This is a genomic window from Rickettsia sp. 109562A South Dakota (assembly GCF_055791265.1).
In genome coordinates this window covers 516,327-530,076 of record NZ_CM147703.1, presented here as the reverse complement: position 1 = coordinate 530,076, position 13,750 = coordinate 516,327, and the positions used below count along the sequence as shown (strand labels likewise).

Genomic DNA, 13,750 nt, shown 5'->3' with positions numbered 1-13,750 from the left:
AGACAGTTATTTTTAATTTTTATAGATAGATACCGCGATCAAGTCGCGGTATGACAATTTATTTACTTTCTCTCTCCTTCCTCTTTCTTTCCATCATTACGCTCGGCAAGGAATTTATTTGTATACTCACCGCCTCCTTCCGGTTTTCTAGCTTTATAATTTTGATCAATTATCTTGTCTTTGAAAACTCTAGCCGGAGCCATTGCAGCCTTTTTAATCGGTTTTGTTACCGAACCTATATCATGCATAACGGCTCCCACAGGATCAGAACGTGCTTGATAATTTCCTGATATTCGTGCCGGTGTAACATTTGTAAGCATTCCGACTACTACATTTACAAAAGTTACTAAACCATATGACATCAGGCAATATGAATAAAATAATAAAGCCGTAGTAAATAATACTAAGAAAGTATTAGCATTGTTCGTTAAAATATTCGAGCTACTAATTTCCGGAACATCTGGTACAAAGAAAGGTATTCCGGGTAAGAACGGCAATGTAAAAGAGAAATTGATCGGAATACCGAGATTTGTTAAATCAAGCCCTATTTTTATCGGTATAAGAGTATCCCAACAGGCTCTAACTACTACTTTTAAAAGCTGTTCAGATAAAACCTGATCTATCAATAAAAAGAAAATCAATAATATTGTCGGCTGCACTACATAGCTAAGCAATATCGATATCCAGTTATCAAATAAACTCTTAGTTTTTTCAAATAACATTAATATTATGAAAAACGGTGCTAATGAAATTAGCACCGTTACCCCTATGAATGCAATAACATAGCCTATTATAACTTCTAAAATAGCTCTAAAATAAGTGATGAGAGAATAAATGGTTATAATAGCGATCAATGCTAAACCATTATGTATTTGCAATAATTCAATAAATAGTAGTCCCCAAATCCTACCGTTAGTATATTTATCAAATATAGGATCAATAAAACCAAAAATATTAGATCTAGAGCTTGTAGCACCTACTACGTTAGTTACAAAGAAATCAATACCGTTAGTAAATACACTAAAGAAATATGTATTAAAGAAATCCCAACTTTCTTCTCTAATTAAAAAAGCTACTATAGCTATTTTGCATATACGTGTTATTACTTCTACGGCAGTTAATTTTAATGCTCCCGCAACGAACATTAGTCCAAATATAGTAACATAAAGGGTTAATGCAGCTTTAGCTATATTCTGCACTGCAGAATTTTTAACTAACTTAATATAAAAGTTTTGACTAAAAGTTCTAAACTGATCGGTAATAGGTTTAATAGCACCGTTATATACTATATCAGAAAACCAAGTTGTACCGGTATAATTAGCATAATTTACACTAACTACCCCTTGTATATTACTATTAGGATTTACCACCCTTAACCATAAATATCCATCTTGCGGTGCATCAGTCGCAACGTTATAATCTACCGGCGTACCGCGAACAGATGAATCCGGTAACGCACCGTCCGGTGTTATTAAATATTCTAACTTTATATTTTGTTGATCACCCGGACTAATTGAATTTGTCCCGTTACCTATTTCAACAATCATCGCATAACGACCGAAATATAAAAAATTAGCTGACCAATCATTCTTATTTATATCATTTACAAACCTATTATAATCACCAGAATAATTTCGGCTCCAATCACTCATTAAAACTGAATTACTAAACATTCCGGTAGACGACCAATCACTAGTAAAATCCATAGTACCGCCGCTAGTCGCTTGATAATATATAAAACTACTTTGAGTACTGCCTGAATTTACAAAACGCTGATCTCGTCCCTTAATAACCTGCCCGCCTACTTTAATTATCATCCCTCTACCTTGATCGTAATAGCAAGCAGGGCTAGTATCTATACCAGCATTAGCAGGACAAGAATTAATTAAGCCCATAAAATTCTGTACCGCTCCCGTTATCATAGGCTTACCGACTATTACTCCGTTATCGGTATTTTGATATTTTGTAGCAGTGCCTGTGCCGCTACATACGCTTGTTCTTGAAGCATCTATCATATTACATACCTGCTCTGCAGATGAGTAAATGATTCTATTATCAAATTTGCCAAGGTTACTTTGAGTATAAAGTGCAGAAGCAGCGAATACCGAACTATCAAGTTCCTGTGTTAAAATATTATCTACAGTATTAGGAAGTTTTGGAGTATTAGGGCTAAAAAAATTATCTTTACTAACTAAACTAATATTTACTACATCGCCGGCATTAACTTGAATTCTCGAATTACCGTTAGAATAGTTAAAATACTTAACAGAATCAGACATTTTAGTAAATGAAAGTGCATCAAGGTCTTTATCAGGCGGTATAGCACCGTTATTTTCCGTAACAAAACGAGGAAATCCTAAAACTTCAAATTGTAATTTAGTATAATTATAAGTTTTAATGAAAACTTGCGGCGTACTAAACCTTGGATCAATTCTATATAATACTAGATATTTTCTAGGTTCAGGAGTAATACCTGAAGTAGACCAATTTATTTTTAACAATTTACCTTTCTCAACAGCATTACCTGTTGACTGCCAAGTTCCGGCTGTAGATAAACTAATTCCTATATTACCCTCTTGAAAACTTGTAAATTCAGGCACTTCTAAACAACCGAATAAGCTTTTTAACCCACCAAAACCGGTTGACATCCATGAAAAAGCATCAACAGCTTTAGCTGGTGCGGTCATAAATAAAACTAATAAAACTAAACTCTTAAGAATTTTCATCATATTACATTATTTCGGTGTTTCAGGTTTAGGCGGTTCTTCATTTGTCTTCTCACCTCCTTCTTGCGGCGTATTTTTTCTGTTTTTCTCAGCTTGATCTAACGTTTTATTACGTTGTTTTAATCGTGCTTCCGCTCTACCGGTAATACCTTTTCTTGTCTCGGCATCCATTCCTACTTGACTCAACGTTTTCTGTTCTGCAGCATTATACATTGCTTCGCCCATACCAGTAGCCGAAGGTCCGGCAGCACTAGTTAATTTTGCTACCATACGTCCTGAAAATTCGACGTAACCGTACATACCGTAAGCAATAATAACTAAAGCTACGATATTTTGCATATTCACTCCCATCATACCTGACATATAATCCATCCCCCAAGGGGCAAACCAATTAATACAGAAGATCGGTACATTCAGTAATGCAATAGGTAAAATAGTACCGATAAACGGAATTTTTATCGGTAAAGCACATTTCCAACAAACGCTATAACCTAAAACAAAATCTAGATAAATGGTAAATAGCTGTGTTAGTACTATAATACCCGCCATCATAACTACCGGTTCTATCATATAGCGAATCGTAAACCTCACCCAATTATCAAATAAATACCTAGTAAAATCAAATAATAAGAAACTAATAAATAAAGGGGCTATACCGATTAATATACAAGTTGCCATAAATGCCATAATATAAACGGCAATAGCTCTAAGTGCCGTAATAATTACTATACCAAGCGCAATAAAAGTAATTATAAAATATATAATACCGCTAAGCCCAAGAGAAAGAAGCGCAAGTAATTGAGCGATAAATGTTTGACTAAAAAATATTTTACTCATTACTGCATCTAAAAACATAAAAGGATTAGAAATAGTATTAGTAGAAGTAAACAAACTATACCCACTCATATTAGCAATAATTGCGTCTGAAAAACCGGTAATTGCATCAAAAAGATAGTTATTGAAAAACTCAAAAGTATTACCGTTCATAAGTCCGCTCACTACTCCGATTTTTGCTATTCTAATTACTAGCTCTTTTTGGTTTATCTTAGCAAAGCCGAGCAAGAACATTGCTCCGTAAGTCATCACATACAGAATTAAAATCGCTTTAATATAGGTAAAAAAGTTAGTACAGGACGAGCTATCACTAGCTTTATAACATACCATATTTTTAAAAATAGAAGTAGCAGCCCCTTGCACTTTAGTTTTAAATAACTGAAGTAACGGATTCATTACTTTAATAGTAAAACTTCCTACTTTTAAGGATGTTGAGAAATGTACTTTATAGTTACCATTACTATCTTTGTAATCATTAGAATCGTTTAGAATTCTCATCCATATATAACCGTCTCCATTTACATTAACGTTAGCTTTACCGTCACTATCAACGTTAATTCCTTGAGGTGAATAAGGTTTACCGCTAGTATTCGGGTTTTCTGAACCGGCTACTATTATGTATTGCACTCGTCCCCGATCATCAAAAGTATCGTTAAAACTATTACCGTTCTCTCTATAGCATTTAGTCTGTTTAATATTTAGAACATATCCGCCCGTATTCTTACTAGCATCTTGTGAGGTGGGAGACCAAAGTCTATATTGTAAATAACTTTTTTCAATATTGCTGTTAAAAGGTATATTATATATAACTTTATATATATATTTACCGTCTTTATCTTTATATTCAGGCGGTTGATCTGAATCTGCAACAAACTTAGCAAATTCTAGATTAGAAGGCAAAGCTTGACTTACAGAACCCGCATCATTCATTTGATATATTAATCCGGTTGGTCCTTTGCCTCCTTTACCGTCCGCCGTATACCAAAATCTCCGATTCTTTTGAAAATCTCCGTCGTTACATATTCCTGAAGTACAATTTACACCTCCAATATAATCTTTATCTTTAGGACTACGATTATCAACACTATCAGGACATTGACCATTCGGTAAAATATTAGCATTATTGGAACATTGAAGATTTGAATAATCAATAAATAAATTACCCGAATTATCTGACCAACTAAAGGTAAAACTACCATCGTCTTTATAAGATTCTGGCATTGTTCCATAGTGATTTATCCAAACAGGTAAGGAGTCACATATAAAACCAATGCAACAATGAGAAACTAAATTAGTGCTCTCACATACCCACTGAGAAACAACTTCTTGATGAATACATCCCAAAATACAATGACATTCTTCCCGATGCTTATTACCTTGCCAATAATTTTGTTTCAATTCACAAGCATTAACATATTGACCGGAATAAATAGAATATTTTCCACAAATCGGCTCATAAGAAGTTTTGCCTTGTGAACAATCTTTCGTAACCGCAGTACCTTTAAAGACATCATTAACTGTCGCCTCCGTACCGGCAAAATTAGGAGATACGGAAACTAAAACCCTATCATTAGCGTATAATTCGGCAATATTACGCCACTCACTATTTTTTGCATCCATTATTAGAGAGACAGGCGGAGTATTGGCGTCGGTGATACGAGGGATCGGAATCATTTTACCGTTATCGTCTAAATTAGATCCAGGTCCAGTACGTTGGAAATTATCTTTTGGTATATAAGCTAAACACAAACTAATCTGACCAACCACTTGTAAATTCACCGGTTGGCTATTTTCTACTAGCACCTGAGTATTTAACCATTCACCGTAACGAGTAGGATCAGGAATAAGCTGAGTTGTACCGTCGGGCAGCATCTTAGAAGTGTTTACATAATTAGCATTAGCATTAAGGGTTATAGTACCGGTTATTGAATCCGTACCGCCTTTACCGTTTGCGTCATATCTCATGTAGCAGCCGTTACCGACTTTTACTGCTCCTATCATACCAAGTGCTGCAAAAATAAAGCAAACTAACGTTGCTACTATAGCGAGTACTCCTAAAACTTTTAACAAGTTACTCTGCATATTCTATCATTTACCTCCACTTATCGATAAAGCGTCTTTGGCATTATCACTACTTCCTCCGGCTGCACCAAGTGTATCATCACTTTGCTCCCCACCTTTACGTCCACTTCCTCCACTCGGCTTATCTCCTACCGGTGGCTTGCCTTGCGAAACCATAGCAGCATCCTTAAGGAAAGCGGCTCCTTTCTTTACTAAATCAACGATTTTAGTTGGACTTGCCGTTACTGCGTCCATATTAGGACCATTAGTTAAATCAGCGGCAAACCGCCCTATAGATTTAGAGAAATAATAAAAAATAACCGAAAATACTAATACGCACAAAAGTTCCGCTAAAATAGATACAACATCTCTAACAATTGATTTTATTGGGAAAAGTATCAATAAATGCTCTTCCCAACCTTCACCTGCATAATATTGTAACATTTTATATCCAAAACTTTCCTGGCATTTGTCTGCAGCACCAATAGGGAGCCTTAACTCAAAAGTACTAAATCTAATATCTCCTTTTTCATAATCATATCTAAGGAATTCACAATTTTTAAATATTGCGGAATCATACATAGTTATTAATAAAGCTATAAAACCTGCTATTACTGCCGGCTGCAATGCACATGAGATACATACTTTTAACCACCCGTCAAAATAAGCTTTTGTACGAGTAAATAGAGCCATAGGAATGAATATAGGAGAAACATATGTCATAACGTAAATAGTAATCATGCAAACTAAATAATGCGTAATAAAATATAAAAGTATAGATAAAAATATTACAGAAAATACTAAACCTGCTGCAAGTATAATGACGTTTCCAGCCATAAAGAATCCAAACATAACGGTAAAAAACCTCAGTGATCCTGCTTTACTTAAATCATTCGGACTATTTTTATCCGGAGTACCAAGGTTAGGTATCTTCTCATTATTACCACTGGGACCATTGCCGACCGAACTCCCTAAAACTCCATTCTTATCTATATTATAAAGTAAATCCAAACCAAGATAATAACCTATACGGCAATCAATAGCGTCCCATAAACCGTAAAATTTATAACCGTCCTTATACTTTGAATTATCAAACTGACATAATCCTCTAGAACCTGCTGCATTAAAGATCATCTGTGCAAAGTCCGGTGCTGCTCCCGTCAAAAGAGGTAGTCCGTATTTTAACATACCGTTTTCTTTTGTCGGCTGACCACCGCTAAAATCTAAAGGTCCAAGACCGAGGGAAAAATAAGCAACAAATAAGAATTTTATTATAAAAAGAGCTATTTTTTCAGTACTTGCATATTCTTTATTTAGAGCCATATTAAAGGCAAAAAACATAGTATAAAGAATTAGTGCGGCACCTATAGTTCTCTTTAAATAACCTTGAAACGTAGAAAAAGCGGCAAGATGAGTTATTCTAGAATTTTGATCTTGAGAACTACAGCTATTTCCGACAAAAAATATTTTATTAAGCGTTTCACTCAAACACTGAACTGCAAGACCGGAAAAATTAATTAACGATTGACTATAACTTGCTCCCGTATAACAGCTTTTTCCTATATTACAATTTTCATCATCAGGCGGAGTAGGCGGCGGAGTAGCACTTAAAGATTTACATGCTACCGGTATCGGTCCCCTTGATGTGGGCATAACTAAACATAAATCATTATCCCATTTTTTAACCGTTAACACGATATTCTGTAATACAGGATTTGCTCCAAGATCAGGATTATTATCAGTACTTAAATCGCTAATCTTCTTAGAATCACCTTCATTTAAAGTATACATAGTACAAGGGCTACTACTACCTTCTATATTTTTAAAACAAAACGTTATACCAGGCACAGCCGAGTCACAATTACCTCTCGGATCTTTCATATCAATATTACGAATTATATAGCCATATGCCGTATCTGTTTCTAAATATTTGTCTGAAGTAGTCGGTAAACTAGAACATGATTCCCCAAAGCCGGCAAAGCTAGCTAAGCTTACAGACGCTATACAAACTATAATAAATATCTTTAAGGTTTTAAGAGTTTTCATTAGAACTATTATCTTTTTTTTCTGTTACTACGCCGTTTTTTACTAACTCATCCCATGCCTTTTCAGCATTTGCACGTCGTTCTGATATTTCTCCTCCTTCTTGTTCTCTTACTCTTCCTCCTCCGCTTGCTACTAGTTCATTCCATGTTTTTTCTACTTTTACACGTTTATCCCGAATCTCTGCATTTTCCCGTATTTGCTTTACTCCTGTCGGATTATCATGTTCTTTCAAGTTAAAACTATAATCAATTACTCCTGAACCCCTACTTGTACTGTCAACTTTTTCTTGCGGTGACGTAGTAGTATCATCTTCTTTTCTGTCGTTTTCTATATTTTTATTGTCTTCTACCTTTGCTTTTTCTGATTTATTAAGTTCATCAGCTAATTTATCAAATTTATTAGTTGCACTATTATCTCTTTCTCTAATCTCCGTTATTACGCCGTTTTTTACTAAGTCATCCCATACTTTTTCGGCATTTGCACGTCGTTCTGATATTTCTTCACCTTGCTGGTCTCTTATTCTTCCTCCTCCACTTGCTACTAATTCGTTCCACGCTTTCTCTACTGCTGCACGTTTATCCCGAATCTCTGCATTTTCCCGTATCTGCTTTACTCCTGTCGGATTATCATGTTCCTTCAAGTTAAAACTATAATCAATGACTCCTGAACCCTTACTTGCATTTTCAACTTTTTCTTGTGGAGTTGCATTTTCAACTTTTTCTTGTGAAGGCGGAGTATTATCGATCTCTTTTTTACTTTCTTGATTATTATCTCTTATGATTTTTCCGGCACTTGCAGCTTCAATATTACTTTGTGGTGCAGGTATAGAAATAGCAGTTCTAATGCTAGCAGGCGGTGAAACAACTTCCGGAGGAGCAGGAGGAGGAGTAACAACATCCGATCTTGCTTCACTACTTACAGTTTTTGGACTAGAAGTGGCTACAGAAGACGAAGTTGTCGGCGTTACCATAGGTGCCGACGCACCTCCGCTTGCAGCAACATTATCGCTTACTCCGCCGCCTGAGCCACCTGCTAAATCACTTACACCTCCTCCCCTACTTGCTACCTGATCGAGACCCTTGGTTGCAGCACCCGCAGTAGCAAGTGCTGCCATAGCTGCCTTAAATATTGCTTGCGGCTTTATAGCAACATTATTAAGAGCTACTCCTTCCGTCATATCTGCAGCAAATTCAGCCAGCTGACTACTAAAATTATACATCAAATACAATGTAAAACATGCCGTAACTAACGCAAGCAAAATATTTTTAATTTTCTCAAAAAGCACTTTTGGGGACATAAAAAACATCCCTGGACCTAAAATCACTCCCGATAAAAATTGAAATTTGGCAAGAAATTTATCGGTAGGGGTATCGCCCGGTTTACTATCGACAATTTCACTTACACTATCTTTTGCAAAATTAAATGCCGTGGTAATAGGGTTATTTAACATGTAACCTAAACTATTTTGACAACTTTCCACATCCTCATCAGTAGGATATTGTGACTTATCATTCCAATCATTATTAATATAAAATATCAAAACATCACGACTTGAAGTACCGCCCTGTGCAAGATTTTCTATACTATTGTGAATTAACTTGCTCTTATATTGACATTGACCGTAGAAACCATAATCATATACCGAAAACATCGTGATCATAAAAGTAACTACCACCATAGGCTGTAGCAAGAACGAGATCATTAGTTTAACCCAGCTATCAAAATAATTTCGTGTATACGTGAATAAAAACATGGGTACAAAAAGAGGAGCTAAAATACCGAGTATTACTATAGATATCATACACATAATCGTTGCATTAACCATAAAGGCAGCAACCGAAATCACAAGTAACGGATAAGAAAGAGCGAGTGACACTAGCATCATATTACCGGAGATTATCGCCGGAATTAGCAAATAAATATATGGCGGAGCGCTAAAACTAAAGAAATCAAAATTTAAAAAATCATGGCTTCGATAAGCATTTTCGACAAGTAACGTAGATAATATATCAAGCCCTAAATAATGAGCTACCCTACAATCTAATGCATCCCATAATGCAATATAGGAAACACTGCCATCATAGGAAACACCAGGACCGTTAAATTTACATAAATTAGACGGAGCAGCATTCATAACCCAACTTGCTAAACCGTTTATACCGTCAAGTAAGAAAGGAAACGCCCACTGAATCATACCGTCTAGCCGGTCATACGGAGAGCCGCTACCAGGGGTTATATTAATTCCTATTGAAAAATAAGTTACGAATATCATTTTCAATATAAAATTTATATACTCACTTTTTGGCGGCACTTCACCTGCAAGTAACAGTTTAAAACCAAAAAACATAACATATAAAGTTAAGAAAGCCGTAACTATTTTATACATTCCTACTTGGAACTGAAATAATGCACTATCTTGCCTTGAAGCCAAATTAATCACTTGACTTACATTATCAAAACTACAAACATCTTTACTAATTAGTAACCTAGCAATCATTTGCCTTATACATTCTATAAGAGGAGAGGTCATGACTACTGCAGTTTTTGAAGCATTATAAGCTTTTTGATAACATCCTCCACCCGCACTACTGCATGAAACTAAGGCTAAAGGATCGGTAGGAGTTTCATTTGGATCCTCAATAAAATCCTTATCTCCTACATCCATAAAACTATTATACATGGATTTCGGAAACGGCTCTTTCATATATTTACAGCCGACGGGAACATCTCCTGTAAACCCCTTTGTTGAGACACATATTCTATCTTTATCTTGAATAACTTTCCAATATATTACAGGAAAGCCTACATCCAAGGCAAAACCGTCATCACCGGGCTTACCGCTATATGGAACATAATAATCCTTTTTATTATTTTTCCATGCTTCTTTTATATCGTCCCAAGGATCGCTCCCTGTTAATACAGCTTTAGCAATAGCAAGTGCCGATTTTGCTACGGCCTCTGCTCGAGCTACAATTAATTTAGCATTACTACATAAAGCAAAACGTAATTCCGGCTTTTTAGGATCAATTCTGTTTTCACGAGTACATTGACCTCCAGGGAAATACCCAAAATCATCATGCTCATTCTTACCAAATAAATCGTTATCGTTTATTTTAAGCTTTAAAAACGTATTCATGTATAAAACGGGAGAAACAAGATTCATTACCGCAAAAGTAAAGAACGGGGCAACAATACATGTATGAGAGAATTCACTACGCAATAAATCACCGACTCCTTGAGTTTCACAAGTTAAGCCGCTTAAAACATCTACAATGCTATCAAGAGTATCTTTGGCATGAGTTGTAGTGACTAGCCCTAAATTTAGGGCAAAGCTTATTACTAATGTTATAAGTATACTACGAGGAAATAATTTCATAACTAGTTACTTGCCTCGTGTATCGTAAGACTGTCATACCGTGGTTTGACCACGGTATCTATAAAAACAATCAAGAATAGTATGAGTATGGATACCGTGGTCAAACCACGGTATGACAGTCCTTTTTGACTCACTTCCAATCTATAATGTTTTAACTGCTTCATAAAATATAGGTAACCACTTATCCGGATCATTGCCGTATTTCTCTCTAATTTGATCGAGCAATATTACAGTCTCAACTCTGCCGGATAAAACACTAATTATATTATTCATACCGTCTAAATTAACTTTGGCAACTACGGCATCTATGCCTTGTTTTATTAAAAAATAACGTGTAGTAGGGTCGGTAGTTTTAATTAAAATATATTCTCGCTGACTTAACATAAATGCACTACGATAAATATCCGTAGCTTTCAAATTAGGTAAAAAAATCTGCGTGGCTGTTTGTTGAATCAACGTATCACTAATGCTACTTTTTGCAGCATCTTCAACACTCTGCGTAGCAAATATAACAAAAGTATTTAATTTTCTCAACACTTTTAACCAATCTTTGATCTTAGGTGCAAATACCGGATTATCGATTAAAGCCCATGCTTCATCAAGCACTATCATAGTTTTCTGCCCATCTAAAGAGATATTAATACGATGGAAAATATATAACAATACCGGTGCAAGACTTATAGGATCTTTAAGTAATTCAGTCATATCAAAACCGAATACCCTTGCTTTTTGTAAATCGATATCATCTATTTCATTGTCAAATATCTTAGCGTGTGAACCTTTACCGACCCACATTGCAATCCTACTTGCCAAACTATTTGGTGTATCAATACCAAGAAATGCTATAACATTACTAAGCCTTCTGTCTTTTCTTTCTAATCTAAAATTACCGCTTACCGCTTGAGATAAGATTTTATTATCTTGTGCAGTTAAACTTTCACCGTTAGAAGTTACAAGCACACGAAGCCACTCTAAAATAAACGTTCTATTCTCACTAGTATCTTCAAGCTGCAAAGGGTTAAAGTTGCATTTTAAACCCGGGTCAATTACTGTATAAACTCCGTTTAAAGCACGTATAAATATTTCTGCTCCTCGATCTTTATCAAAAAAGAACATACGAGGTTTGAATTTTTGTGCTTCAGCACATAAAAAATTCATAAGAACTGTTTTACCGGCACCTGTTGGACCGATAATTAGAGTATGTCCAACATCCCTTACATGGAAATTAAAATAAAACGGCGTACCTGAAGTAGTATCAAGTACTGTGACATATTCTCCCCAATGATTATCTTTAATTTTACCAAGCGGGTAATTATGCTGCGATGCAAAGCTAGCCATATTCAAGGTGTTGATAATAGATTTACGTACTATATATTCCATATTTCCGGGTAGCTGCCCCCAATAACTAGGTTCCATATTAACTTTTTCTCTGACCGGTTGAATTCCTGAATTAGAAAGCTCAACTGCTGCCATTGACAATATATCTTCCAAAGCTTTAATATTATTTGCAGAACATAAAAGGGATAAGTGGTGCTCACCAAAACCGATATCACCGCTAGTGGCCATATCAAGTGCCGTTGAAATTTCGGCAATTTGTGAAGTAGCCTTATCACTTGCTTGTATCATTCGGTTTTGTTGTAATTGCATTTTACCTATTGCTACAGTTCGGTTAGCAAAAACAAAACTTTGAGTCATGATAAATTCAAAAGGCATTTGCAGGAATCCGTCAAAAATTCCCGCTGAAGTATTAGGACCATATTCAAGTATACTAATTATTCCTGCATATTTTTTGCCAAGCGGACTTCTTGCTTCAATAGTACGTGAATCAAAAAATAAGCGATGTGTCGGTAAATATTCGTCAATAGTACCACGCGGTAATGCTATAGGACCGGGTGAATCACCGCAATTAACTAAAGAGGAAAGGAATTCTAAAATTTCACAATAATTACCTGACGGCGTTTGACGAACTCCAAGTAATCTTGCTCCGTAACTTCTGAATGTATTAACCACTCTAGTTGACATTTCTTGAAGATTTTCTTTCATCTCTTTCATGTCATTTTCCCAAGCGGTTTTATTAGATTTTTGTCTAAGCTTCTTTAGAAAATACTCAACTATAGCAGCACCGCCGGTATCAGGCTTATATAAAATGCTAACATATAATTCATTAAAAAACGACTTGCTACCGGCATGTTTTTTACGCCATTCTGCACCTAAATAAGTAATAAAATCATTAGGTACTTTTACAGTAGGATCATAAGTAAATTCAGTATCATCAAATATTACTGCTTTACGTCTTCTAATAGTATGGAAATACATAACGATATTTCCCGAAGACATATTTTTAAGTAAGGCATTTCTTATATTCTTCTTAATGTCCAAATCTTCATCATCTGCAGTTTCAAAAGAAAAGCCGTTTATTTTAATAACTTGCAATAACGAATTATCTTTAGTTAAAATGGTATTACTATCCCAATGACATTTATAAGGGATAAAATGCGAAGTGGGTCTTTCTTGTTTAGACCTTAATTCTTTAGCTGCTCTAGTTCTAAATAACTTCATTACCTCACCTGATTTTAACTATTGTTATTTTATTAGTTATTCCTGAAACGTTGTACTAATGTCATTCCCGCGTGGCTTTGTTGCGTGGATCAAAAAACGCGTTCGGTGTCATACCGTGGCTTGACCACGGTATCCAAAAAATAGCTTT

Annotated in this window: 5 protein-coding genes; all 5 read right to left on the bottom strand. The window is 35.4% G+C overall.

Going from position 1 to position 13,750, the window contains the following annotated elements; genetic code table 11:
• Positions 1-62: 62 nt before the first annotated feature.
• The gene (locus tag ACIAS7_RS02985) at positions 63-2,726 is read right to left on the bottom strand and encodes a TrbL/VirB6 family protein (protein WP_473199397.1); all 2,664 of its coding nucleotides are present in this window, start codon (positions 2,724-2,726) and stop codon (positions 63-65) included.
• 9 nt (positions 2,727-2,735) lie between these two features.
• Positions 2,736-5,642: a TrbL/VirB6 family protein gene (locus ACIAS7_RS02980; RefSeq protein WP_473199286.1), complete on the bottom strand. Its 2,907-nt coding sequence runs from the start codon at positions 5,640-5,642 to the stop codon at positions 2,736-2,738.
• Between the two features lie 6 nt (positions 5,643-5,648).
• Complete coding sequence (locus tag ACIAS7_RS02975; protein ID WP_473199285.1) at positions 5,649-7,667, bottom strand: TrbL/VirB6 family protein; 2,019 nt, start codon at positions 7,665-7,667, stop codon at positions 5,649-5,651.
• Positions 7,654-11,043: a TrbL/VirB6 family protein gene (locus ACIAS7_RS02970; RefSeq protein ID WP_473199284.1), complete on the bottom strand. Its 3,390-nt coding sequence runs from the start codon at positions 11,041-11,043 to the stop codon at positions 7,654-7,656. Before ACIAS7_RS02970 ends, ACIAS7_RS02975 begins: the two co-directional genes overlap by 14 nt.
• Before the next feature lie 141 nt (positions 11,044-11,184).
• Positions 11,185-13,602, bottom strand: coding sequence for a VirB4 family type IV secretion/conjugal transfer ATPase (locus ACIAS7_RS02965; protein ID WP_473199283.1), 2,418 nt, complete (start codon positions 13,600-13,602; stop codon positions 11,185-11,187).
• Positions 13,603-13,750 lie beyond the last annotated feature (148 nt).

What these genes read in the sequence shown, in the direction of transcription:
- ACIAS7_RS02970 (WP_473199284.1), bottom strand. Translation starts at nt 11,043, where the DNA reads ATGAAATTATTTCCTCGTAGTATACTTATAACATTAGTAATAAGCTTT.
- ACIAS7_RS02980 (WP_473199286.1), bottom strand. Translation starts at nt 5,642, where the DNA reads ATGCAGAGTAACTTGTTAAAAGTTTTAGGAGTACTCGCTATAGTAGCA.
- ACIAS7_RS02985 (WP_473199397.1), bottom strand. Translation starts at nt 2,726, where the DNA reads ATGAAAATTCTTAAGAGTTTAGTTTTATTAGTTTTATTTATGACCGCA.
- ACIAS7_RS02975 (WP_473199285.1), bottom strand. Translation starts at nt 7,667, where the DNA reads ATGAAAACTCTTAAAACCTTAAAGATATTTATTATAGTTTGTATAGCG.
- ACIAS7_RS02965 (WP_473199283.1), bottom strand. Translation starts at nt 13,602, where the DNA reads ATGAAGTTATTTAGAACTAGAGCAGCTAAAGAATTAAGGTCTAAACAA.